At 52.9% G+C, this 25,527-nt stretch carries 17 protein-coding genes, 1 tRNA gene and 1 pseudogene; 9 read left to right on the top strand and 10 right to left on the bottom strand.

Annotation, left to right across the window (positions count from 1 at the left end; genetic code table 11):
- The first annotated feature begins 245 nt into the window (after positions 1-245).
- Positions 246-758: a helix-turn-helix domain-containing protein gene (locus AB1I49_RS03145; protein ID WP_407721357.1), complete on the top strand. Its 513-nt coding sequence runs from the start codon at positions 246-248 to the stop codon at positions 756-758.
- Between the two features lie 186 nt (positions 759-944).
- Here the strand turns inward: AB1I49_RS03145 and guaA are convergent.
- Positions 945-1,898, bottom strand: a pseudogene (guaA, locus tag AB1I49_RS03140) (glutamine-hydrolyzing GMP synthase).
- A 220-nt stretch (positions 1,899-2,118) separates the two neighbouring features.
- Between guaA and AB1I49_RS03135 the strand changes: the two are divergent.
- Both AB1I49_RS03135 and AB1I49_RS03130 read left to right on the top strand, forming a co-directional pair.
- The gene (locus AB1I49_RS03135; RefSeq protein ID WP_201427522.1) at positions 2,119-3,405 is read left to right on the top strand and encodes a hypothetical protein; all 1,287 of its coding nucleotides are present in this window, start codon (positions 2,119-2,121) and stop codon (positions 3,403-3,405) included.
- An 11-nt stretch (positions 3,406-3,416) separates the two neighbouring features.
- A complete protein-coding gene (locus tag AB1I49_RS03130; protein WP_407721356.1) occupies positions 3,417-4,040 on the top strand; it encodes an EAL domain-containing protein in 624 nt (207 codons plus the stop codon).
- 113 nt (positions 4,041-4,153) lie between these two features.
- Here the strand turns inward: AB1I49_RS03130 and AB1I49_RS03125 are convergent, their stop codons facing one another.
- The 3 genes from AB1I49_RS03125 to AB1I49_RS03115 form a co-directional block, all read right to left on the bottom strand.
- On the bottom strand, positions 4,154-5,818 hold the full coding sequence (locus AB1I49_RS03125) for an ammonium transporter (protein WP_407721624.1): 1,665 nt from the start codon (positions 5,816-5,818) through the stop codon (positions 4,154-4,156).
- Between the two features lie 304 nt (positions 5,819-6,122).
- Positions 6,123-7,949 (bottom strand): glutamine--fructose-6-phosphate transaminase (isomerizing), encoded by a 1,827-nt coding sequence (gene glmS / locus AB1I49_RS03120; protein WP_201427290.1) that lies wholly within the window; start codon positions 7,947-7,949, stop codon positions 6,123-6,125.
- Positions 7,950-8,011: 62 nt separating this feature from the next.
- A complete protein-coding gene (locus AB1I49_RS03115) occupies positions 8,012-10,102 on the bottom strand; it encodes a glutamine synthetase III family protein (RefSeq protein ID WP_201427289.1) in 2,091 nt (696 codons plus the stop codon).
- Positions 10,103-10,399: 297 nt separating this feature from the next.
- On the opposite strand from AB1I49_RS03115, the gene gltB reads away from it, so the two are divergent.
- The 5 genes from gltB to AB1I49_RS03090 all read left to right on the top strand — a co-directional run bounded on the left by gltB (position 10,400) and on the right by AB1I49_RS03090 (position 18,677).
- Positions 10,400-14,941: a glutamate synthase large subunit gene (gene gltB / locus AB1I49_RS03110; RefSeq protein ID WP_407721355.1), complete on the top strand. Its 4,542-nt coding sequence runs from the start codon at positions 10,400-10,402 to the stop codon at positions 14,939-14,941.
- A gap of 11 nt (positions 14,942-14,952) precedes the next feature.
- On the top strand, positions 14,953-16,434 hold the full coding sequence (locus tag AB1I49_RS03105) for a glutamate synthase subunit beta (RefSeq protein ID WP_316610628.1): 1,482 nt from the start codon (positions 14,953-14,955) through the stop codon (positions 16,432-16,434).
- Between the two features lie 12 nt (positions 16,435-16,446).
- Complete coding sequence (locus tag AB1I49_RS03100; RefSeq protein WP_316611819.1) at positions 16,447-18,051, top strand: CTP synthase; 1,605 nt, start codon at positions 16,447-16,449, stop codon at positions 18,049-18,051.
- 153 nt (positions 18,052-18,204) lie between these two features.
- Entirely contained in the window at positions 18,205-18,417 is a 213-nt protein-coding gene (locus AB1I49_RS03095; RefSeq protein WP_316610630.1) for a hypothetical protein, read from the top strand.
- Between the two features lie 56 nt (positions 18,418-18,473).
- Positions 18,474-18,677 carry a hypothetical protein gene (locus AB1I49_RS03090; protein ID WP_316610631.1) on the top strand — a complete coding sequence of 68 codons (204 nt, stop codon included), beginning with the start codon at positions 18,474-18,476 and terminating at the stop codon, positions 18,675-18,677.
- A 430-nt stretch (positions 18,678-19,107) separates the two neighbouring features.
- Here the strand turns inward: AB1I49_RS03090 and AB1I49_RS03085 are convergent.
- Positions 19,108-19,191 (bottom strand) — tRNA-Leu (locus AB1I49_RS03085).
- Positions 19,192-19,409: 218 nt separating this feature from the next.
- Here AB1I49_RS03085 and AB1I49_RS03080 point away from each other — a divergent pair.
- Positions 19,410-20,087, top strand: coding sequence for a ComF family protein (locus AB1I49_RS03080; protein WP_201427511.1), 678 nt, complete (start codon positions 19,410-19,412; stop codon positions 20,085-20,087).
- A 12-nt stretch (positions 20,088-20,099) separates the two neighbouring features.
- On the opposite strand, the gene AB1I49_RS03075 is transcribed toward AB1I49_RS03080, so the two are convergent.
- From AB1I49_RS03075 to AB1I49_RS03055, 5 genes are all read right to left on the bottom strand, one after another.
- Positions 20,100-20,321 carry a DUF3006 domain-containing protein gene (locus tag AB1I49_RS03075; RefSeq protein WP_201427510.1) on the bottom strand — a complete coding sequence of 74 codons (222 nt, stop codon included), beginning with the start codon at positions 20,319-20,321 and terminating at the stop codon, positions 20,100-20,102.
- Positions 20,321-21,211 (bottom strand): ComEC/Rec2 family competence protein, encoded by an 891-nt coding sequence (locus tag AB1I49_RS03070; protein WP_201427509.1) that lies wholly within the window; start codon positions 21,209-21,211, stop codon positions 20,321-20,323. The genes AB1I49_RS03075 and AB1I49_RS03070 overlap by 1 nt, the downstream gene beginning before the upstream one ends.
- A 75-nt stretch (positions 21,212-21,286) precedes the next feature.
- Positions 21,287-23,197 (bottom strand): ABC transporter ATP-binding protein, encoded by a 1,911-nt coding sequence (locus AB1I49_RS03065; protein ID WP_201427508.1) that lies wholly within the window; start codon positions 23,195-23,197, stop codon positions 21,287-21,289.
- 1 nt (position 23,198) lies between these two features.
- Positions 23,199-24,947 carry an ABC transporter ATP-binding protein gene (locus tag AB1I49_RS03060; protein ID WP_407721353.1) on the bottom strand — a complete coding sequence of 583 codons (1,749 nt, stop codon included), beginning with the start codon at positions 24,945-24,947 and terminating at the stop codon, positions 23,199-23,201.
- Positions 24,944-25,411 carry a MarR family winged helix-turn-helix transcriptional regulator gene (locus AB1I49_RS03055; RefSeq protein ID WP_201427506.1) on the bottom strand — a complete coding sequence of 156 codons (468 nt, stop codon included), beginning with the start codon at positions 25,409-25,411 and terminating at the stop codon, positions 24,944-24,946. The genes AB1I49_RS03060 and AB1I49_RS03055 overlap by 4 nt, the downstream gene beginning before the upstream one ends.
- Positions 25,412-25,527: the final 116 nt, after the last annotated feature.

Here is a 25,527-nt window from a genome sequence, read left to right as displayed (position 1 = left end):
AATTTATTTCGTGTCGGAATACTTTCTGACCGCCAACCGATTCGCCCGGGCGGACATACCTTTACTGTGATATGCGACAGATAGCTAAACTATATTGCTTAGTCTATTTCTATTATACTAAACATATATGGTTAAGTCAAGCGGATTGAGTTAGAAAAAATAAAACTTTTTTGTTTAATTTTTGTTGACAAGCACTAAACATATATGCTATACTATGTGTATCATATTATTTGAGGTGACTTGAAATGGCAATCGGCGAAAGAATCAAATACATTCGCAATTTAAAGAATTTCACACAAAAGTATCTCGGTCAGCTTATCGGATTTCCCGAAAAAACAGCTGACATTAGAATCGCTCAGTATGAATCGGGCACAAGAACTCCGAAAGCAGATATTACAAAGGAGCTTGCAAAAGCGTTAGAGGTTTCACCTCTTGCGTTGGATGTTCCCAACATTGACTCAGAGCTTGGGTTAATGCACACCTTATTCGCACTTGAGGATATCTACGGTTTACAAGCCGAAGAAAAGGACGGAGAAACCAAGCTGAGTTTTTCAAACGCTTCTGTTCTTCGGGCGGTAAAGGCGTGGGCAGAGCAAAGTGCCAAATTGAAAGCCGGAGAAATAACCAAGGAAGAGTATGACGAGTGGCGCTATAACTATCCTAAATATGACACTAACAGCGAATATGTAAAGCTGCCGTCAGATGACCTGAATAACGCTATGTTGGAAGCATTTGAGGACAAACTGAAAAATCAATAAGCACAAAAAAGGCATTACCGACTGCAACAAGTCAGTAATGCCTAAACTTTTATTATATAATTGTACCTGCAAACCGGAATAAACCTTAGAATAAAGGCGCTTTTGAGGGTGCTATCATTTTGCTATCATTATTAACGCTAACCACTCAAAAAGCCACTGTTTATGCGGTTCTCTCTCGATTTTGCCTTATTCCCACTCAATTGTGCCCGAGGGCTTCGGCGTGAGGTCGTAGAGCACGCGGTTGACGTTCTCAACCTCAGACGTAATGCGCGCGGTGATGTGCTGCAAAAGCTCAAACGGCACGTTCTCGACAGTAGCGGTCATCGCGTCCTTTGTGTTGACGGCGCGGATAATTACGGGATAAGCGAAGGTGCGCTTGCCGTCCTTTACGCCGACGGATTTGAAATCGGGCACAGCGGTGAAATACTGCCAGACCTTGCCCTCAAGACCGTTCTTTGCGAATTCCTCGCGGAGAATCGCGTCGGACTCTCTGACAGCCTCAAGTCTGTCGCGGGTGATAGCGCCGAGGCAGCGGACGCCTAAGCCGGGACCCGGGAACGGCTGACGGAATACCATGTTGTCGGGCAGACCGAGAGCCTTGCCGACCACTCTTACCTCGTCCTTGAAAAGGAGCTTGAGCGGCTCGACCAGCTCAAACTGAAGATCCTCGGGCAGACCGCCGACATTGTGATGCGCCTTTACCCCGTCGCTCTCGAGGATATCGGGATAGATCGTGCCCTGAGCCAGAAACTCGATTCCGTCGAGCTTGCGCGCCTCTTCCTCAAACACGCGGATAAACTCGGCACCGATGATTTTTCTCTTCTTTTAGGGCTCAGCGACACCGGCTAGCTTGTCGAGAAAACGGTCAACCGCGTCGACATAGATCAGGTTCGCGTTCATCTGGTTGCGGAATACCTCGACAACCTGCTCGGGCTCGCCCTTTCTGAGCAGACCGTGGTTCACGTGGACGCATACGAGCTGCTGTCCGACCGCCTTGATGAGCAGCGCTGCGACGACCGAGCTGTCAACGCCGCCGGAGAGTGCGAGAAGCACCTTCTTGTCTCCGATCTGCTCTCTGAGCTCTGAAATCTGCTCGTCAATAAACGCCTGAGCAAGCTCGGGTGTTGTGATTCTTTCCATTGTTTCGGGTCTTACATTTCCTTGCATATCTTACCTCCGGAGTTTTTTGTGTTGATTTGATTATAACACATCCGCTCCTCGTTGAAAAGACTTTTTTCGTCAAACGCAAACATTTCTTTTGGCAATTATTCATTAAGATAACCCACATTATATGTTGAATTTTAGTCGTTTTTCGTGTATCATTATTATACAGCTTAGTATGCAAAAAGGAGGTGAGGAAATGATCCATTGGCTCAGTGATTACAACTACGACTTTGCGCTCGCGTCAATACCCGTTCAGCTGCTGATCATTTTGTTCTACAGCTTCAGGCGCAACCTGCCGATCCGTTCGAGCCACTGTTTTCTGGCGGTCATGATCTCAAATCTGACCATGACGCTCGCGGATATCGTGTCCTGCGAGATGAACGAGGTCTGGACGAGCTTTCCGATGTGGATCATGTACGCGATAAATATGCTGTATTTCCTCCCCTTCCTGATACGAGGCTGGGCGCTGTTCGCGTACACCTCAGAAGTCTGCGGAGCGTTCCGCAAGCTCGGGCGATGGTTCCGCATCGTCACACTTATACCCGTATCCGTCGGCGTGTTTCTGACTCTCTCCACTCCGTGGACGTCGGCGATATTCACGATCAACCCCGAAACAGGCTATCACAACTGCGCGCTCTACCAGACGATTTATTTCAGCACATACTTTTACATAGGCGCGTCCTTCGTTTCTCTTATCGTCGGCTGGAAGGGGCTTCGCAAGCGCAACCGCGTAGGTCTGTTCTCCTGCAACACAGCGCTTCTGCTCGGCATTATCTTCCGCAAGCTGTTTATCAACACGCTCGTGACGAGCTATTTCAGCATCATCGTTATCCTGATCATATTCTTCTCGGCGGAAAACCCCGACCTCTTCTATGACCGCCGCATAGGGCTGTTCAACAAATACGCCTTCGCCCTGATATGCGACGACTTCTTGGAAAAGAACATTCCCGTCAGCGCGATAATGGTAAGCGCTCATGACTTCGACACGGCAAAGCACCTCTACGGCGCGAATCAGATTCAACGCCAGCTTGAGCTTGTCAGCAAGCGTATCAAGGGCATCACGCCGAAAACAAATATATTTTATCTCGGCGGCGGTCGCTTTATTATTCTCAGCCGCGAGAATGCCGACACTCCCGAGCTTACCGCCCGTAAATGGAAACGGCAATTTGAGCGGCAGCTAAAGCTCAGCAACGAGACTGTTCCGATGACATTTACGGTTATGCTTATCCCCTTCGATATCCTGAAGCGCGAGATCGAGCGGATCGAGGAGCTCATAAACTTCGCGTCAGGCAGAAGCTACCACGAAAACCAGCGCGGTAACTACGCGATCACTGAAGCGATCCTCAGTAAGCTGCAGCGCGAAAAGGACATTGAGGCAGCACTCAAAAAAGCCCTTGAGCAGCACCGCGTTGAAGTATTCTTCCAGCCCATCTACTCCACCGGAGCCGACCGCGTTGTCGGTGCGGAAGCTCTGCCCGTCTGAATGACGACAACATGGGATATATCCCGCCGAACGAATTTATCCGAGTCGCCGAACGCAACGGAGATATCACGGAGCTCGGAAGGCAGATTTTTGACCGCGTGTGCCGGTTTGTCAACAATGAGAAGGTTGTCAATCAGGGCATCGAGTTCATCAACGTAAACCTCTCGCCCGCCCAGTGTCTTGACGACGACCTCGCCGCCGATTTGTCGGGCATCGCGTTCAAGCACGGCGTGCCGATGAATATGTTCGACTTTGAGATCACAGAATCCTTCATCGACGACCATCAGGCGATCGTCAACCAGATGACGCGCCTGCAGGCAAGCGGTGCGGAGCTGTCGCTCGACGACTTCGGCACAGGTACCTCGAATATCGCGCAGCTCCTCAAGCTGCCGATCCACGTTGTAAAGCTCGATATGTCGGTCGTGCACTCCTACTTCAAGGGAGAGTCAAAACTGTTGCCCGACCTGATCCAGATGTTCAGAAATTCCAATATGAAAATCGTTGTCGAGGGCGTAGAAACCGTCGATATGAAAACGCAGCTTGCAGAAATGGGCTGCGACTACGAACAGGGCTACTTCTTCTCAAAGCCCGTTCCACCGAGCGCTTTCCTCGCGTACCTCAGAGCAACCCGATAAACAAAGCAGACTCAAAACGGGTCTGCTTTTCTATTTTAAAAGGAAAAGGCGGCCGAAAAACGACCGTCTTTTCGTTTAGTATATCAGTCAAGAAGAAGAGGATGACTATTTACTTAATCGAAGTTCTTCATGGCATCGATGCCTGTTTCGCCGGTTCTTACCTTTACAACGTCCTCAACGTCATAGACAAAGATCTTGCCGTCGCCGATGTGGCCTGTGTAAAGAACCTTCTTGGCGGTTTCGATTACGAGTGTAACGGGAACGGTGCAGACTACAACGTCAACCTGTACCTTGGGCAGGAGGTTAGCTTCGATCTGTACGCCGCGGTAGTATTCGGGCTTACCCTTCTGTGCGCCGCAGCCGAGTACGTGTGAAACTGTCATACCCGTAATACCTATGCCCATCATAGCGTTCTTGAGAGATTCAAGACGGGCTTCCTTACATACGATCTCAACCTTGGTGATCTTGGGTGTACCGTCGTCAAAGCTGGGCATCTTCTTAACCGCGACAGCCTCGGCAACGGGAACGTCGCCGCTGACAACAATGGGAGTTTCTCCCTCGTCGATATAGTCGGGAAGCATTGAGAAGCCTGCGTACGCGGAAGGCATACCGTGCTCTGTAGCGTCCAGACCTGAGATTTCCTCCTCGCGGGTAACGCGGAGACCGAAAATCTTTTTGATGATCAGGAATACAACGGTGATCGTAACGGCTGTCCATGCAGCTACGGAAGCAAAGCCGATAAGCTGCAGGCCCATGAGCTCAAATCCGCCGCCGTAGAACAGACCGACGAGCTTCTGACCCGAAGCGTTGGCGATAGCGTAGCCGGGAGCTGAATCTGTTGCGAAAAGGCCTACAGAAAGAGTACCCCAGATACCGTTCATCATGTGAACCGCTACTGCGCCGACAGGGTCGTCGATGTGGAGCTTGTAGTCGAGAAGCCATACGCCGAATACTACGAGCAGACCGGCTACAAGGCCGATTACGATTGCGCCGAAGGCGTCTGTGACGTCGCAGGGAGCGGTGATTGCAACCAGACCCGCGAGAGAAGCGTTAAGGCACATACTTACGTCGGGCTTGCCGTACTTGATCCATGTGAAAATCATGCAAGCGACTGTCGCAACGGCAGGCGCGATGGTGGTTGTCAGGAAGATTGAGCCGAGCTGCTCAACAGAGGTAGCCGCAGCGCCGTTGAAGCCGTACCAGCCGAGCCAGAGGATAAATACGCCCAGCGCACCGAGCGCGATGTTGTGACCCGGGAAAGCGCCGACCTTGACGACCTTGCCGTTCTTATCTCTCTTGAATTTGCCGATACGCGCGCCGAGGATCTTCGCGCCGATAAGAGCGGAGATACCGCCGACCATGTGGATCGCGCAGGAGCCTGCGAAATCGTGGAAGCCGATCTGGCTGAGCCAGCCGCCGCCCCAGATCCAGTGCGCCTCGATCGGGTAGATGACCGCGGAGATCACGCCCGAGTATACGCAGTAGGACAGGAACTTTGTACGCTCCGCCATAGCGCCCGAAACGATCGTAGCGGTTGTAGCACAGAATACGAGGTTGAATACAAAGCTGGAGAAGTTGAAGTTTGCGTATGAGGTGAAGAGGTCAAATCCGGGCTTGCCGATAATTCCGACCAGATCCTCGCCCATCAGCAAACCGAAGCCGATGAGAATGAAGGTCACGGTTCCGATACAGAAGTCCATGAGGTTCTTCATAATAATATTGCCTGTGTTCTTGGCTCTGGTAAAGCCCGCCTCAACCATGGCGAAGCCTGCCTGCATCCAGAATACCAGCGCGGCTCCGATCAGGAACCACACGGCAAACAGCTGTTCATTTGTCAGTTGGGTGACGAATTCTCTGATTGATTCATTCACCTTGATCACTCCTTAAAAAATAAATTACATATATTCAAACCTGCCGTATGGGCGGGATTATTGTAATTATTCAGCTTAATTATCCCTTATGGTTTTACGACAAACGGCGCGTTCCCCCCGAAGGAAAAACGCGCCGTTGCGTAAGATATGAAAGAATATGGGATAATAGCTTGTTCAGCAATACCGCATATTTCTCATGTGCGGTATTTTATTATTCGACGGTGACGGATTTTGCGAGATTTCTCGGCTTGTCAACGTCGTTGCCCTTATTGACCGAGGTGTAGTACGCGAGCAGCTGCATCGGAACTGTCGCAACCATCGGCATGAGCATTTCGCTTATGCGCGGCACACGGATCAGATAATCCGCAGCCTCGCGGTCAATATCGGCTTGTTCGTCACAGATGACGATGGTCATAGCGCCGCGCGCCTTGACCTCTTTAATATTGGAAACCGTCTTTTCGAGCAGAGTGTTCTGCGTAGCGACGGCGATAACGGGCATACCGTCCGTGATCAGCGAGATCGTACCGTGCTTGAGCTCGCCTGCCGCGTAGCTCTCGGAGTGAATGTAGGATATCTCCTTGAGCTTGAGGGAGCCTTCCATCGAGAGCGCGTAGTCAAGTCCGCGTCCGATGTACAAAAGGCTGTCTGCGGTAATCAGCTTTGTCGAGATGTACTGGCAAACATCGAGGGTCTTTTCGATAGTCTCCTGAATGATGTCGGGCATCGCGGTGAGCTGAGAAGTGAGCTTTCTGCATTTCTCCTCGTCGATTCTGCCTCCCGCAAACGCCATTTCAAACGCCAGCAGATACATGACCGCGAGCTGCACCATATACGCCTTCGTTGACGCTACGGCGATCTCGGGACCTGCGTGGGTGTAGATAACCATATCAGCCTCGCGGGCTATCGAGCTTCCCTTGACATTGACGACGGCGAGCGTCTTTGCTCCCATCTCCTTTGCCAGGCTCAGCACCGCCTTTGAATCGGCTGTCTCGCCGGACTGGCTGATGATCACCACCAGATCGTCCTTGCCGAGCAGCGGATCGCGGTAACGGAATTCGCTCGCGATGTCAACGGTTACGGATACGCGCGCCAGCTTTTCGATGACATACTTGCCGACCATTCCCGCGTGCATCGCCGTTCCGCAGGCGACGATAAAGATATTGTTGACGTTTTTGAGGGCTTCGGGTGTGATTCCGCACTCGGACAGATCGGGAAGTCCGTCCTCGATGCGGGGAGTTACGGTCGTCTTGACGGCGGTGGGCTGTTCATGGATCTCCTTGATCATGAAGTGAGGATATCCGCCCTTCTCGGCGCTGTCCTCGTCCCAGTCGGCTGTGTGCAGTTCCTTTTCTATCATTCTGCCGTGCAGACTGCAAAAATGAACCGAACCGTTCTTGAGCACCGCGATCTCGCCGTACTCCAAAAGATAATAGTCCTTTGTATACTTAATAATAGCGGGAACGTCTGAGGCAACAAAGACCTCGCCCGTGCCCTGACCGACAATCAGAGGGCTTTCGCAGCGTACCGCGTATACCGTGTCGGGACGGTCGGCAAATACAATGCCGAGTGCGAACGAACCGCGGAGCTCATGGAGAACCTTGCGGATACAGCGGATCGGATTGCCGTCGTAGTAGAAGTCGAGGAGCTGAGCCACGACCTCGGTGTCTGTATCAGAGAGAAACTCTGTGCGCTCATTGTCGATCAGAAACTGCTTGAGCTGCTTGTAGTTCTCGATAATGCCGTTGTGAACGATGGTCACGCGTCTGCCCGAATGCGGGTGTGAGTTTACGTCCGACGGCTCTCCGTGAGTCGCCCAGCGCGTGTGACCTATGCCCGCGTGTCCGTGGGGCTTGCCTTCCTTCTCCATTTTGTTTACAAGATCGGAAAGTCTTCCCTTCGTCTTGGCTACAGCGATTTTTCCGTCCTCAAAAACGGCGATGCCCGCAGAGTCATATCCTCTGTATTCGAGCTTTGTCAGCGCCGATACCAAAACGTCCGTACAGTCGCGGGGACCGACATATCCTACAATTCCGCACATATATTAGTTACCTCCGAAAATAGAATTAGCATATTATATTATATACTAATTTTATATTATAGTCAAACGCCAAAGAGCATTTCACCGTAAGAAGGATACGGCCAGTAGTTCGCGGAGGTCTCTGTTTCCATTGAATCGCCTACTGCTCTGAGCTCTTCCATCTTCGCGAATACCTTCTCGCGGAAATAGGTCGCGCAGGCGAGAACGTCGCCGCTGTACTTATCAGCCTCTGCAACCGCGCTCTCGAGCTCTGAGGTTTTGTTTACAAACGCCTCGAGCTGCTCCGAAAGGCTTTCGAGCAGGCTTTCCTCGGCTGCGGTCGAGATGCTTGCCGATACGCTCTTCTTGAGCGATACGGTCTCGGCGAGCTCCCTGACGAAGGAGATTACTGCAGGTGTGATGTTCTTCTTTGCCATTTCGAGCATTGTGAGCGCCTCGATGTTGAGCTGCTTTGCGTAGTGCTCGAGCTCGATCTCATAACGTGCGCGGATCTCGGCTTCGGATACGATTCCGTTTCTGACAAAGAGGTCGATGTTCTTCTGATCTACATAATGAGCCATTGCCTCGGGCAGCGACTTGTAGTTGCAAAGTCCGCGCTTTGCGGCTTCCTCGACCCACTCGTCGGTGTAGTTGTCGCCGTTGAAGATGATTCTCTGATGGGCTGTGAAGGTATCCTTGATCAGAGCCTTGAGGGCCGCCTCAACGTCCTCTGCGTCCTTTACGGCTTCATAGAACTGGCTGAGCTCCTCGGCTACCATGGTGTTGAGCATGTAGTTCGGGCAGGCGATGTTAAGCGATGAACCGAGCGCTCTGAACTCGAACTTGTTGCCCGTGAATGCAAACGGAGAGGTGCGGTTACGGTCGGAGTTATCCTTGCGGAAGTCGGGAAGTACGTCTACGCCTGTCTCCATCTTCGCCTTGTCGTGGCTGCGGTACTCCTTACCCTCGATGATGCTCTCAACAAGAGCGCCGAGATCGTCGCCGAGATACATAGAAATAATTGCGGGCGGCGCTTCGTTCGCGCCGAGTCTGTGGTCGTTGCCCGCGGAAGCTACAGTGATACGGAGCAGATCCTGATACTCGTCAACCGCCTTTACGATAGCCGCGAGGAAGAGCTGGAACTGCAGGTTATCCTCGGGGTTCTTGCCGGGGTCGAGAAGGTTCTCGCCCGTGTTGGTGGAAATTGACCAGTTATTGTGCTTGCCCGAGCCGTTGACACCCGCGAAGGGCTTCTCGTGGAGCAGGCATACAAGGCCGTGACGCTCGGCGACCTTCTTCATAATCTCCATGCAGAGCTCATTGTGGTCGGTCGCGATATTGGAGGTCGAGAAGATCGGAGCAAGCTCGTGCTGTGAGGGTGCGACCTCGTTGTGCTTTGTCTTTGCGAGCACGCCGAGCTTCCAGAGCTCCTCGTCGAGATCCTTCATGTATGCCGCGACTCTGGTCTTGATGGAGCCGAAGTAGTGGTCTGCAAGCTCCTGACCCTTGGGAGCTTTCGCTCCGAAGAGCGTTCTGCCTGTGTAGATCAGGTCGGGTCGCTGATCGTACATCTTCTTGTCGATCAGGAAGTACTCCTGCTCGGGACCTACGGTCGTGGTAACGCGCGTTACGTTCTCCTTGCCGAGAAGCTGCAGAACCTTGACCGCCTCGCTGCTCAGGCGCTCCATCGAGCGGAGAAGAGGAGTTTTCTTATCGAGAACCTCGCCTGTGTATGAACAGAACGCGGTGGGAATGTAAAGTGTCGCGTCGCGGATAAACGCGGGAGAGGTGGGATCCCATGTGGTGTAGCCTCTCGCCTCAAAGGTCGCGCGGATGCCGCCGCTCGGGAAGGAGGACGCGTCGGGCTCGCCCTTGATGAGCTCCTTGCCTGAGAATTCCATGATTACCTGGTCGCCGTCGGGACAGATAAAGCTGTCGTGCTTCTCTGCTGTAACGCCTGTCATAGGCTGGAACCAGTGTGTGTAGTGGGTGCAACCCATCTCAACCGCCCAGTCCTTCATGGCGTTGGCAACTACGTTTGCTACGCTCAGATCAAGCGGCTCGCCGTTCTGGACTGTTCTCTTGAGCGCTTTATAGGTTGACTTCGGCAGGCGCTCCTGCATTTTTTTGTCGTTAAACACCATACTGCCGAACATTTCGGGTACTTTTGACATAAAAATCGTCTCCTTGCGTTTCGTAAACAAAGCAAAAAAGGGTGCGGAGAGCATCTGCCCTCAGCACCCTTGCCGTGTCATTGCTGACAGTATACACCCATTCGGAGGGTTTGTCAAGGGGTATTGCAATAATTTTTTCGAATCTTGCAAATTTTCTCAAAAACGCCTCGTTTTCTCCCTGTTGTTGCCGTTAATTTTGCATGAACAACAATTTTTCTTGCAGTTTTCTATTGACAACACAAGAATAACGGTTATATAATAGTGCACGTAAGAATTCCGACGAAAGGAAGAAGGCAAATGAGTCAGACAATAAACCGACCATTAGAAAACACCCTCTATTCCCCGCGTTTTGAGCACGACAACTGCGGCATCGGCGCGGTGGTAAACATCAACGGCATCAAGTCACACGCGACTGTGGCGAACGCCCTAACCATTGTTGAAACACTTGAGCACCGCGCAGGCAAGGACGCCGACGGCAAGACAGGCGACGGCGTTGGTATCCTGGTGCAGATTTCGCATAAATTCTTCAAAAAGGCGGCAAAGGCGATCGGCGTTGACCTCAAAGGCGAACGCGACTACGCTGTGGGAATGTTTTTCTTCCCTCAGAATGAGCTTATGCGCAGCCAGTCAAAAAAATTATTTGAAATTATCGCGCGCAAGGAAGGACTGACCGTCCTCGGCTGGAGAGAAGTGCCCGCCGACACAAAGGTCATCGGTCAGCGCGCTCTCGACTGTATGCCATACATCGAGCAGTGCTTCATTCAGCGTCCCTCGGGCGTGAAGAAGGGTCTTGACTTTGACCGCAGACTCTACGTCGCGCGCAGAGTGTTTGAGCAGAGCAACGAGGACACATATGTCGTTTCTCTCTCTAGCCGCACGATCGTATATAAGGGAATGTTCCTTGTCGGCGACCTCCGCCGTTTCTTCCTCGATTTGCAGGACGAGGACTTTGAGTCCGCTATCGCGATGGTTCACTCGCGCTTCTCGACCAACACCAACCCGAGCTGGCAGAGAGCTCATCCCAACCGCATGATCGTCCACAACGGCGAGATCAACACTATCCGCGGCAACGCAGACAAGATGCTCGCGCGTGAGGAAACAATGCAGAGCGAGCACCTCAAGGGCGACCTCGACAAGGTAATGCCCGTTGTCAACACCGAGGGCAGCGACTCTGCGATGCTCGACAACACCCTCGAATTCCTCGTTATGAGCGGCATGGACTTACCCCTTGCCGTTATGACGACTATCCCCGAGCCGTGGGACAACAACCGCGCAATGAACCAGAAAAAGCGCGATTTCTATCAGTACTACGCGACGATGATGGAACCGTGGGACGGCCCTGCGGCGATACTCTTTACCGACGGCGACGTTATGGGCGCTGTGCTCGACCGAAACGGCTTAAGACCCTCGCGCTACTACATCACCGACGACGGCAACCTGATCCTCTCCTCAGAGGTCGGCGCGCTTCCCGTCCCCGTTGAAAACGTTATCACAAAGGAACGTCTGCGCCCGGGCAAAATGCTGCTTGTTGACACCGTAAAGGGCAGACTTATCGACGACGACGAAATCAAGCAGACCTACGCCTCAAAGCAGCCGTACGGCGAGTGGCTCGACTCAAACCTCGTTGAGCTGCGCGACCTCAAGATCCCGAACGAGAAGGTCGAAAGACATCACCGCGAGGAGCGCAGAAAGCTCCAGAAGGCGTTCGGCTACACATATGAGGACGTGATGAATTCTATCCTGCCGATGGCGAAAAACGGCAGCGAGCCTATCTCCGCGATGGGCACCGACAAGCCGATTGCAGCGCTCTCTAACGAGCCGCAGCCGCTGTTCAACTACTTCAAGCAGCTGTTCGCGCAGGTAACCAATCCGCCGATCGACGCGATCCGCGAGGAGATCGTCACCTCAACCACCGTTTACATCGGTTCGGCGGGAAATATCCTGGAGGAAAAGCCCTCGAACTGCAAGGTTCTCAAGGTTCACAACCCGATCCTCTCCTCCACCGATATCCTCAAGCTCAAAAACATGAAAATCAGCGGCTTCAAGGTAGCCGTTATCCCGATTCTTTACTACAAAAACACCCGTCTTGACAAAGCGATAAAAAGGCTGTTCCTGGCGGCTGACAGAGCCTATAACGAAGGCGCGAATATCCTGATCCTCTCTGACAGAGGAGTCGACGAGAATCACCTCGCTATCCCCTCTCTGTTAGCTGTATCCGCCCTTCATCAGCACCTTGTAGACACCAAACGCAGAACCTCGCTCTCACTCGTACTCGAGAGCGGCGAGCCCCGTGAGGTTCACCATTTCGCGACGCTTCTCGGCTACGGCGTAACCGCCATCAATCCCTACATGGCTGAGGAAACAATCCACGAGCTCATTCACGACGATCTGCTCGACAAGGACTTCTACGCGGCGGTCAGCGACTACAACGACGCTATTCTGCACGGCATAGTAAAAATCGCTTCTAAAATGGGCATTTCTACCATTCAGTCCTACCTCGGCTCGCGCATTTTTGAGGCTGTCGGAATCAGCAGCGACGTTATCGACAAGTACTTCGCGGGCACCGTCAGCAGAGTCGGCGGCATCACAATCAAGGATATCGAAAGAAACACAGACAGACTTCACACCGCGGCGTTTGACCCGCTCGACCTCGGGGTATCAAACGAGCTTGAGTCACGCGGCAGCCATAAATTCCGCAGCGGACGCGAGGAACATCTCTACAATCCGCGCACTATACACACCCTCCAGCAGGCGACCAAAAAGGGCGATTACGCGCTCTACAAGCTGTATTCCCAGCTTATCAACGAGGAAATGGATCCCATCTGCCTGAGAGGTCTGCTCGACTTCAACTACCCCGAAAATCCCGTTCCGATCGACGAGGTCGAGAGCGTTGAATCGATCGTCAGACGCTTCAAGACAGGCGCTATGTCCTACGGCTCGATTTCGCAGGAGGCTCACGAGGCTCTCGCTCTCGCGATGAACTCACTGCACGGCAAGTCAAACTCCGGCGAGGGCGGCGAAAGCCCCGAAAGACTGCTCACAAAGGGCACAAAGGAGAACCGCTGCTCAGCAATCAAGCAGGTAGCCTCAGGACGCTTCGGCGTAACGAGCGAATACCTCACCTCAGCCGACGAGATCCAGATCAAGATGGCTCAGGGCGCAAAGCCCGGCGAAGGCGGTCACCTGCCCGGCAAGAAGGTATATCCGTGGATTGCGAAAACAAGACACTCCACTCCGGGCGTATCGCTGATTTCACCTCCGCCCCACCACGACATTTACTCAATCGAGGACTTGGCACAGCTCATCTATGACCTCAAGAACGCCAACAAGGCAGCGAGAATCTCCGTCAAGCTCGTTTCGGAGTGCGGCGTAGGCACAGTCGCCGCGGGCGTAGCAAAAGCAGGCGCGGGCGTTATCCTGATCTCGGGTCACGACGGCGGCACGGGCGCGGCTCCCGGAAGCTCGATCTATAACGCGGGTCTGCCGTGGGAGCTCGGTCTCGCCGAGGCTCACCAGACTCTCGTTATGAACAACCTGCGAAACAAGGTTGTAATCGAAACCGACGGCAAGCTGATGACAGGCCGCGACGTAGCGATCGCCGCTATGCTCGGCGCTGAGGAATTCGGCTTCGCAACAGCTCCGCTTGTTACCCTCGGCTGCGCGATGATGCGCGTCTGCAACCTCGACACCTGCCCCTTCGGCGTGGCGACACAGAATCCCGAGCTGCGCAAGAGATTTATGGGCAAGCCCGAGTACGTCATCAACTTCATGCGCTTTGTCGCCGAGGAGCTGAGAGAATACATGGCTCGTCTCGGCGTGCGCACTCTCGACGAGCTCGTCGGCAGAACCGACCTGCTCCGTCAGAAGGATAACCTCACCGACAGAGAAAAGCAGATAGATCTCAGCAAGCTGCTCAGCTCTGATTTCAGCGAGCCTGTCAGATACACCGAAAAGAACCTCTATAACTTTGAATTTGAAAAGACCGTTGACGAAAACGTCCTGCTCAAGAAGTTCAAAAAGGCGCTTGCGAACGGCGGAGGCGGACAGCTTGAAATGGATATCAAAAACACCGACCGTTCTCTCGGCACGGCGTTCGGCTCCGAGCTCACAAAGAAGTACGGCTCCGCTCTTTCCGACGACAGCTTCACCGTTTGCTGCCACGGCTCGGGCGGTCAGAGCTTCGGCGCGTTCATTCCGAAGGGTCTGACCCTCAAAATCGAGGGCGACAGCAACGACTACTTCGGCAAGGGGCTCTCGGGCGGCAAGCTGATCGTTTATCCGCCGAAGGGCTCTAAGTTCGAAGCGAGTGAGAACATCATCATCGGCAACGTAGCTCTGTACGGCGCAACAAGCGGCTATGCGTTCATTAACGGCGTCGCGGGCGAGCGCTTCTGCGTGCGCAACTCAGGCGCGACAGCGGTCGTTGAGGGCGTAGGCGACCACGGCTGCGAGTACATGACGGGCGGTACGGTCGTTGTTCTCGGCAAAACGGGCAACAACTTTGCCGCGGGTATGTCGGGCGGCGTAGCGTATGTCCTCGACGAGCACCACCACCTCTACAAGCGCCTCAACAAGGACCTTGTCGAATGCACAGAGGTCAGCGAGCACGAGGCGTACTCGGTAGTAAAAGCACTTATAGAGGAGCACGTAGCCGCTACAGGCTCCGCCAAGGGTCAGAAGATCCTCGACGATTTCAAGCACTACCTGCCGCTGTTCAAGAAGATCATTCCGCACGACTACAAGAAGATCACAACCGAAATTGCTTCACTTGAGCAAAACGGCGCAACACCCGAACAGGCGCGCATTGAGGCGTTTTACAATATCATCAACGACAGATAAGGAGGAGAAAGATGGGAAAGCCAACAGGATTTATGGAATATCAGCGTGAGGAAGCCCCAGCCTTCTCCGTATATGAACGAATCAAAAATTTCGACGAATTTCACGAGCCGCTCAGCCGTGAGGAACAGCAGAAGCAAGGCGCGCGCTGCATGGAATGCGGCGTACCCTTCTGCCAGTCGGGCATGATGCTCGGCGGCATGATCTCGGGCTGTCCGCTCAACAACCTCATCCCCGAATGGAACGACCTTGTGTTCCGCGGCGCGTGGGAACAGGCGTATCACCGCCTCAAAATCACCAACAACTTCCCCGAGTTCACCTCCCGCGTTTGTCCGGCTCTCTGTGAAAAGGCATGCACCTGCGGCGCGAACGGCGACGCGGTGACGGTGAGGAACAACGAATTCGCAATCGTTGAAACCGCCTATGCAAACGGCTGGGCAAAGGCAGATCCGCCCAAGACACGTACAGGCAAGAAAATCGCCGTTATCGGATCAGGTCCCTCGGGACTTGCCGCTGCCGACCAGCTCAACAAGCGCGGACACAGCGTGACCGTTTTTGAGAGAAGCGACCGCATCGGCGGCCTGCTGATGTACGGCATACCAAACATGAAGCTCGAGAAAACCATCATCGAGCGCCGCCTTGACGTTATGCGCGAGGAAGGAATCACATTCCGCACAAGCGTGAACGTCGGCAAGGATATTTCTTTTGAGGAATTAAACAAAGAATTTGACCGCATAGTTCTCGCCTGCGGAGCCTCAAATCCGCGCGATATCAAGGCCGAGGGCAGAGATGCAAACGGCATCTACTTCGCGGTAGACTTTCTGAAATCCACTACAAAAGCTCTGCTCGACAACGGTCTGACTGAGGGCTATATCAGCGCGAAGGGCAAGAACGTCCTCGTTATCGGCGGCGGCGACACGGGCAACGACTGCGTAGGCACCTGCGTCCGCCACGGCGCAAAGAGCATTCTACAGCTCGAGATGATGCCCAAGCTGCCCGACACCCGCGCGGAAAACAACCCGTGGCCTGAATGGCCGAGGGTCTGCAAAACGGACTACGGTCAGGAGGAAGCCGCTGCGGTATTCGGCAAGGATCCGAGAGAATATCAGACGACGGTCAAGGAATTCATCAAGGACAACAACGGCGACCTCAAGGCGGTTGTGCTCGTCAAGCTCGACGCCGTAAAGGACAGCAAGACAGGCAGACTGAACATGACTCCGATCGAGGGCAGCGAATACATCGTCGACTGCGAGCTCGCGCTTATTGCGGCGGGCTTCCTCGGCAGCGAGAGCTATGTAACCGACAGCTTCGGCGTAGCGCTCGACGGCAGAACAAACGTCGCGGGTCAGAACGGCACCCACCTGACGAGCGTGCCGAACGTATTTACCGCGGGCGATATGCACAGCGGTCAGTCACTCGTAGTGCGCGCGATCCGCGACGGCCGCGACTGCGCAAGGGAAGTCGACGAGAGCCTGATGGGCTACACTAATCTTTAAGGAGGCTGCAGCATGACTAAATATATCTTTGTTACGGGCGGCGTAGTTTCGGGTCTCGGCAAAGGCATCACCGCCGCCTCGCTCGGCAGACTCCTCAAAGCGCGCGGTCTTAAGGTCGCGGCTCAGAAGCTCGACCCATACATCAACGTCGACCCAGGCACAATGAGTCCTTATCAGCACGGCGAGGTCTACGTAACCGAGGACGGCGCTGAAACCGACCTCGACCTCGGTCACTATGAGCGTTTTATCGACGAGGATCTCAACAAGTTCTCTAATCTCACGACAGGCAAGGTCTACTCGAACGTTATCTCGAAGGAACGCCGCGGCGAATACCTCGGCAAAACCGTTCAGGTTATTCCGCATATCACCGACGAGATCAAGCGGTTCATCTACTCCGTCGGCAAGAAAACCGACGCTGACGTTGTTATCACCGAAATCGGCGGCACCATAGGTGACATCGAGAGCCAGCCGTTTCTCGAGGCTATCCGTCAGGTCGGCCATGAAATCGGCAAGGAAAACCGCCTCTATATCCACGTAACCCTCGTCCCCTACCTCAAGGCTTCGGGCGAGCACAAGTCAAAGCCCACTCAGCACAGCGTCAAGGAGCTGCAGGGCTTGGGTATCGCTCCCGACGTGATCATTCTCCGCGCCGACGAGCCGATTACCGACACGGGTATCTTTGAAAAAATCGCGGGCTTCTGCAACGTGCGCCGCGACTGTGTAATCGAGAACCTCACGCTTCCCGTGCTCTATGAGGCTCCGCTCATGCTCGAAAAGGCGCATCTCTCGGACATCGTCTGCCGCGAGCTCAATATCGAGTGCGGCAAGCCCGACCTCTCTGACTGGGAGCATATGATCGAGCGCATCAAGAACCGCGAGCGCGTTGTCAGGATCGGTCTTGTCGGCAAGTACGTTGAGCTGCACGACGCTTATCTCAGCGTAGCCGAGGCTCTCCACCACGCCGGTTACTACCAGAACACGAAGGTCGACATCGAATGGCTCGATTCCGAGGATATCACCGAGGAGAACGTCAGCGAAAAGCTGAACAGTCTTGACGGCATTATCATTCCCGGCGGCTTCGGCAAGCGCGGCATCGAAGGCATGGTTCTCAGCGCCAAGTACGCAAGAGAAAACGACCTCCCCTACTTCGGCATCTGCCTCGGAATGCAGATTGCGGTCATTGAGTTCGCGAGAAACGTCGCGGGCATCGAAAACGCCAACTCGGGCGAATTTGACCGCTCCGTACCCGACGTAATCGACTTTATGCCCGGGCAGAACGACGAGATCGACAAGGGCGGCACTCTGCGTCTCGGCGCGTATCCCTGCGTTATTCAGGAAAACACGACAATGCTCCGCGCGTACGGCAAAAGGGAAATCAGCGAACGCCACCGCCACCGCTATGAGTTCAACAACGACTACCGCGAGCAGATCGCAGGCGCGGGTCTGACGCTCTCGGGACTCTCTCCCGACGGCAGACTTGTCGAAACCGTTGAGCTGAGCGACCGCGACTTCTATGTCGGTGTGCAGTACCACCCCGAATTCAAATCGCGTCCGAACAATCCGCACCCGCTGTTCTCAGCGTTTATCAGCGCGGCTATAAAGCAAAAATATAATTAACCTTATAATCGGGCAAAGATGAAAAACCATCTTTGTCCGTATTTTTTTCGAATGTAATTGTTGTTGTAATAGTTTTGTTATACTCGGTCTGATATAATATAGCCACAGTCAAACGAAACACTGTATTTTATTGAAGCAAAGGAGACGAAAACTATGTTGAAACTTTTATTTATCGCAATCACCGCCGCAACAGCTGCAACCGCAGCCGCAGCCGCAAAGGCAGCTATTTTCAGCAAAAAATCAGCGCAAGACAACTACGTGAACACAACAGTGTCGGAGAGGATCTACGAGTCGTCAGCTAACGTGCCGGCAAATGCGTATCTCCCGTCAGAATACGATGACGAGTCAGAGTGTATGTACATTTGAAAGAATAGCAATCGCCTGAAACAGCAATTGCCGAAAAAAAGATTTGAGGTGATAATATGACAGCGATCAAGAAGCACGCAATTGAACTGATCATGAATCTGCCTGACGAAGAAATCAGGGCAATTCTGGAAAAATACGAATTGACAAAGCCCGATTCCACCGCGAAAATCGACGAGTCGGTTCTGTCAGGTGAATCAACCACAGTTTTCCCTCACGACTACAACAACGAAAGGGAGTTCCTTGAGGCACTGGAGGAATAAACATGATACACCCGGACTTTGAACACATAAGATGACCCCGCCTGAGAAATTCGGACGGGGTTGTTTGTTATTTAGCGAGGGGGCGTTGAAGTCAATCTTCATAGATCACCTCTGTGCAGGGTTTGCACGGTTTTTAAATACCTCACTATATATTATTTTCTATAAGAAAGGTTTAAAAAAACTTCAACTATGCACAACCCTGCATTATTCTAATTTGGAATTAGAGATATGCCGCTTTAGATAAAGCCCGAGGTACTCTCCTCGGGTTTTAAACTGTGTATTTTCTGCGTAGTTTTACTGTATTTAAGTGTCTATAAAGCGATAAAAACGGATAATGAAATTTAGAGTTTAAAAAGCTCATTTGTCTTGTGTTTATGCGGATTTTTCAGCATTTAGGGAAAAATAAAAGCCGCACATAAAAGTGCGGCTTTGGTGCGAGTGACGGGACTTGAACCCGTACGTCAAAGACACACGCCCCTCAAACGTGCCTGTCTGCCTATTCCAGCACACTCGCATATTTTGTTTTTGTTCTTTGCGAACTCAACAAGAGATATTATATCACAGAGTTCATTGGTTGTCAACAGTTTTCAGAAAATTTTTTCTTTTGAGCGTCAGAAAAATTTTTCTTTTGAGCGGAAACATATTTCAGCTCTTGCGTTAGCACCAAAAGAAGTGGTATTATATTATCAGTACCAAACGCCATAATCAACCTTGCCCATAATATTTGTTGCCATGAATGTTTTCAAAAAAATACTCCGTTTTTCTGCCGTGGCTCTGTTTCCGTCGCGGTGCCCGTATTGCAACAAGGTAATTCCCGATACCGAATGCGCCTGCAAGAGCTGTCGCGGACAGTTCCCCGAAGTCTGCTGCACACGTTATGCCATAGGCGGATTTCTCTGTGCCTCACCCTTCTCCTATAACGGCGTTTACGCCAAGGCTGTCAAAAAGCTGAAATTTCATAACCGCGGCGACCTCGCGAAACCCTTAGCGATGCAGATCGTCCGCGCGGTTTCGGAGATTCACGGAGAGCTGCGTTTTGACCTTGTGACGTGCGTGCCGATGCATTATAAGGACAAGCGCGCCAGAGGCTACAATCAGGCGGAGCTGCTTGCGCGCGAATGCGCCCAGATCATGGAGCTTCCGTACCTTGACACACTTGAGAAGGTAAAGCGCAATAATCCGCAGCACAAGACAAGAGGCCGCGACCGCGCGAAAAACGTACACAGCGTTTACGCATTGAAAGATATAGAATCGGTCAGAGGCAGGAATATCCTGATAATCGACGATATCATCACGTCGGGCAATACGCTCGGCGAGTGCGCACGTATTCTCTCAAAGGGCAAATGCGCCGAAATCCGCTGTGCCGTGGTGTGCACAACTGTCGAAAATAAATTTATCGCTCCCCGGTGAGGGAGCGATTTTTTATTCCTCTGTAAAGAGCTTGTCCATCAACTTCTGCATCTTCCTGCGTCGGCGGTCGGTTTCCTCAGCGCTGAGAAAGCAGCTGTTTGAGTCAAAGCGAATTATATCACCCTCGCGGATATTCTTCGGAAGTGAATCAAGCTCCATATTGACAAAGCTGCCGTTTTCGCATTCGAGTACGGCAAGCTCTCCCTCAATGCGGTCAACAGTAAATTTCTTCATTACTTCGCCCTTTCTATTACTTCGCCGCCCGTTTCAACCCCGAGCTTTTCGCCGTCGGTGTAAACGGTCACGGTCTGGTCTTTGTCGGTGCGGTATACATCGCAGTCCATCTCGCTGAGAATTTTAAGTGTTTCCTTGTGAGGGTGGCCGTAGTCGTTGTCAACTCCGCAGGAAATCACGGCGATCTGCGGATCGACCTTCTTGAGAAAATCCTTCGGGTTGGCGTTGCGGCTGCCGTGGTGTCCTACCTTGAGCACGTCTGCGGTTACGTCCGCTTTTATTGTATTAAGCTCGTCCTTCTCGGCGTCGCCCGTGAAGAGGAATGTCGCATCCTTGTAGTCGAGAAGAATCATAACGGAGCTGTTGTTGAGGTTTTTCTCGTCGACCTCGAGCGGCGCGATTATCCTCGCCGCAAAGTCCCTGTCCTTGTCCCTCGCGATCGTTATTCCCGCCCTGCCGTTTTGAATCTTGCGGTTTTTCTTCTCGACGGCTTCGAGCAGCTTTTCGTACATAACGGTATTCGTGGCGACCTTCGGCATATATACCGAGCCGATTTTTATATTCCTGACGATATATGCCATCGAGCCTATATGGTCGGAGTGCGGGTGCGTGCCGACCACATAGTCTATTTTGTCGTAACCGCGGTCTTTTATGTACGAGAGTATCGCCGCACCGTGGTAGTTCTCACCGCTGTCGATAAGCATTGTTTTGCCGTTGGGCAGCTCGATAAATATCGAATCGCCCTGCCCCACGTCGAGAAAGTGGACATACATATCGGGTGTGAAATCCGACGTGTTTTCCGCGAAGATATCGGCGATATCGCATGAGCAAAGCATAACAATAAGCATGAATGCCGCGAATATCGCCGATAACAAGTTTTTGTGTTTCATATGCCCACCTCCATCTGTATTATACAACATATTGTGTCAGTAATCAATATAATACAGACGGAAACGGCAATTATTTTATGACGCCTTGCCCGTGTATAGGCTGTAGTACTTGCCCTTCTGCTCGAGTAGCTGCTCATGGGTTCCGCGCTCAATGATCCTGCCCTGCTCGAGCACGATAATGCAGTCGGAGTTCCTTACGGTCGAGAGACGGTGAGCGATTACAAAGGTCGTTCTGCCCTTCATCAGCTTATCCATGCTCTCCTGAACCATTCTCTCCGTTCGGGTATCAATGGAGCTGGTCGCTTCGTCGAGAATGAGCGCAGGTGGATCCGCGACCGCCGCGCGCGCAATGGCGAGCATCTGGCGCTGACCCTGGCTGAGATTTCCGCCGTCAGCCTTGATAACGGTGTTGTAGCCGTCGGGAAGCTGGCGGATAAAGTCGTCCGCGTTTGCGAGCTTTGCCGCCGCGATGACTTCTTCATCTGTCGCGTCAAGTCTGCCGTAGCGGATATTCTCCATGATAGTGTCGCTGAACAGGTTGGTCTCCTGCAAAACTATGCCGAGAGAACGGCGCAGATCGGACTTGCGGATCTTGTTGATATTGATTCCGTCGTAGCGGATCTTGCCGTCCTGAATGTCGTAAAAGCGGTTGATAAGATTCGTGATAGTCGTCTTGCCCGCGCCCGTTGAACCGACAAAGGCGATCTTCTGACCGGGCTTTGCGTCGATGTCGACGTTATGCAGCACCATCTTCTCGTCGGTGTAGCCGAAGTCGACGTCGTCCATTACAAGCGCGCCCTGAAGCGGAATGTAGTCGATATCGCCCGTAGCCTGATGGGTGTGCTTCCACGCCCACAGTCCCGTGCGCTCGTCGGTTTCGGTGAGCTTGCCGTCGACCCTCTTGGCGTTGACGAGGGTCACGTAGCCGTTATCCTCCTCGGACGGCTCGTCGAGCATCGCGAAGATACGCTCCGCGCCCGCGAGAGCCATGATAATGCTGTTGAACTGCTGGCTGACCTGTGTGATAGGCTGGCTGAAGCTCTTGTTGAACGACAGGAAGCTGACAAGGCTGCCGAGCGAGATTCCGAAGAAGCCGCTGACCGAGGTCGCGAGCACGCCGCCCGCGATCGCGCAGAGTACGTAGCTGACGTTGCCCATCTGGGCGTTGATCGGCATGAGAATATTTGCGAACATATTGGCGTTGTAGGAGCTGTGGAAAAGGGTGTCGTTGAGCTCATTGAACTCCTCAACGCTCTTTTTCTCGTGGTTGAAAACCTTGACGACCTTCTGACCCTGCATCATCTCCTCGATGTAGCCGTTCTCCTTGCCGAGGTCGACCTGCTGCGCGAGGAAATACTTGCTGCTCTTGCCGCCGATTTTCTTTGTTATCATCATCACCGCGAAAACCATAGCGAGGGTGATGAGAGTAAGCGGTACGCTGATCACAAACATGCTCGCAAGAACCGAAACGATCGTGATCGCGCTCGAGAATACCTGCGGCATACTCTGGCTGACCATCTGGCGAAGGGTGTCAACGTCGTTGGTGTAGACGCTCATGATGTCGCCGTGAGGGTGGGTGTCAAAATACTTGATTGGAAGGCTCTCCATGTGTTTGAAGATATCACAGCGCAGATCGCGCATGGTGCCCTGAGTGACGTAAATCATTATTCTCGAATAAGCGTAGGTTGCTGCCGCGCCGACCAGATAGAACGCCGCCACGCGCATGATTGCGAGAATCAGCGGAGTGAAATCGGGTGTCGGCTGAGAGAGCATCGGCACGATGTAGTCGTCGATCAGGTTGCGGATAAAGAGAGTTCCCTGAACGCTGGAGAATACGCTGATTATGATGCAGACGAATACTATTATCAGATGAACCTTGTAGTTCTTGAGAATTAGTCCGAGCAGACGCTTGAAGGTCTTTCCGGGGTTTTTGACCTTCGGGCGCGGGCCCGCGTTTCTTCTTCCGTGTCCCATCGGTGCAGCCATATCAGTTTCCTCCCTTCTTGTCAAAGTCGCCGCTGCCCTCTGTCTGGGCAACGTAGGTTTCGCGGTAGATCCGGCAGCTCTGCATAAGCTCGTCGTGGGTGCCTACGGCGTTGATTTTGCCGTGCTCCATTACAACAATGCGGTCTGCCTTCTCAACGCTCGAAATGCGCTGAGAGATGATGATTTTGGTGGTATTCGGGATCTCCTCGGCAAAGGCGCGGCGGATCTTGGCATCTGTCGCCGTGTCGACTGCGGAGGTCGAGTCGTCGAGAATCAGTATCTTGGGCTTTTTGAGAAGCGCTCTCGCGATACAAAGGCGCTGCTTCTGTCCGCCCGAGACGTTCGCGCCGCCCTGTTCGATTCGGGTGTTGTAGCCGTCGGGGAAATTCTGAATGAACTCGTCGGCGCATGCCAGCCTGCACGCCTCGATACACTCCTCCTCGGTGGCGTGCTCGTTGCCCCAGCGGAGATTGTCGAGGATCGTGCCGCTGAACAGGACGTTCTTCTGGAGCACCACGGCAACCTCGTCGCGGAGGATTTCGAGGTCGTAGGAGCGTACGTCCTTGCCGCCGACCTTGACTGTTCCCTCGCTCGCGTCGTAGAGTCTGCCGATGAGGTTTACAAGGCTGGTTTTGGAGCTGCCGGTACCGCCCGCGATACCGATCGTCTCGCCTGATCTGATATGAAGGTTAATGTCATTCAGAACGGGACGCTCGCTCTTTTCACTATAGCTGAACGACACATTCTCAAAATCGATGCTGCCGTCGGGCACATCGAAGTCTGGGTTCTCGGGATTTGTGAGCGTAGATTTCTCGTTGAGCACACCTGCGATACGCTGCGCGCTCGCCATACTCATCGTGAGCATCACGAAGATGAAGCCCACCATCATCAGGCTCATGAGTATCTGCATGCAGTAGGTCAGCATGGTTGTCAGCTCGCCTGTTGTCAACTCGCTGTTGACGATCATCACCGCGCCGAACCAGCTTATCGCGATAACGGAGCCGTATACGGTCAGGGTCATGAGCGGAGTGACGGAAACCATCAGCTTTTCCGCCTTGACAAAGAGCTTGTAGAGGTTGTTCGCCGCCTTTTGGAACTTCTTTACCTCATGCTCCTCGCGGACAAACGCCTTGACGACGCGGATAGAGGATACGTTTTCCTGCACGCTCGCGTTGAGGTCGTCGTAACGCTTGAAAACCTGGGTAAAATACTTGTGCGTGCGCGCAATGATGAACCCCATAACGATTCCAAGGAATACGACCGCGATAAGGTAAATGCTCGCGAGCCTTGCGTTTATCAGGAAGGTCATTGTCATCGCGGCGATGAGGTTGACAGGCGCGCGGAAACAGATCCGCAGGAGCATCATATAGGCGTTCTGGACATTCGTCACGTCGGTCGTCATTCGGGTTACAAGACCCGCCGTTGAGTACTTGTCAATGTTCGCGAAGGAAAAGCTCTGAATGTTTTCAAACATTCCCTGACGGAGATTTTTCGCAAAGCCAGCCGACGCCTTCGCTCCGTATACCGCGCCCATCGCGCCTGCGAACAGAGCTATCAGCGCGCAGAGCAGCATCCACAGACCCGTGATGATGATATGCTGCATATCGCCTTTGTTGATTCCGTCGTCAATGATGGTCGCCATGAGCATCGGAATGATCGTTTCCATAACGACCTCGAGAATCATAAACAAGGGCGTGAGCACCGATTCGAGCACAAAGCCCTTGATATGTAAAGCAAGTGTTTTAATCATTCTTTTTCTCCTTTCGCAGCGGATTGTTCAAGTCCGAGCCTCAGCTTGCGGATAAGCGTCAGAAATCGCCTGCTCTCGGCTTCGGACAGCATGTTGTCAAAGCGTTTTTCGGTTTCCTTTACGGCGGAGAGCATGGTTTCGCCTACCTCTCTGCCCTGCTTTGTCAGCACGAGCTTTTTCAGACGAGCATCGGAATCGACCGACTCGCGCTTGATGTAACCCTTCTTCTCCATGCATTTGACGATATTCGTCACCGTGGAGCGCGAAATCGCGAAGTGCGACTCGATGTCCTTCTGGTACACGTCGCCGCTCGCCGACATCAAAAAACCGATAATCCAGCCGTGCATCACCGTCACCTTGTCAACTCCCATCTGAGAGGCGGATTTCTGGATCTCGCGCTGCATCAGGTGGTCGATCGCCTTGATCTCACGGCCGATCGCGCCGATTTCGTTGGCCGCAGTCATGCTATCACCCCAATAGTTCAGTTTTCAACAGTTCGAAGTTAAACTGTTTGATATAAAACTATTTTATACCATATTCCCGCCGATGTCAACAGCCTTTTAAAAAATTTCGGGGCGCT

Source organism: Ruminococcus sp. NATIVEDY160 (genome assembly GCF_045819885.1).
Taxonomy (GTDB): domain Bacteria; phylum Bacillota; class Clostridia; order Oscillospirales; family Acutalibacteraceae; genus Ruminococcoides.
This window is presented reverse-complemented; position numbering and strand designations above follow the sequence as displayed.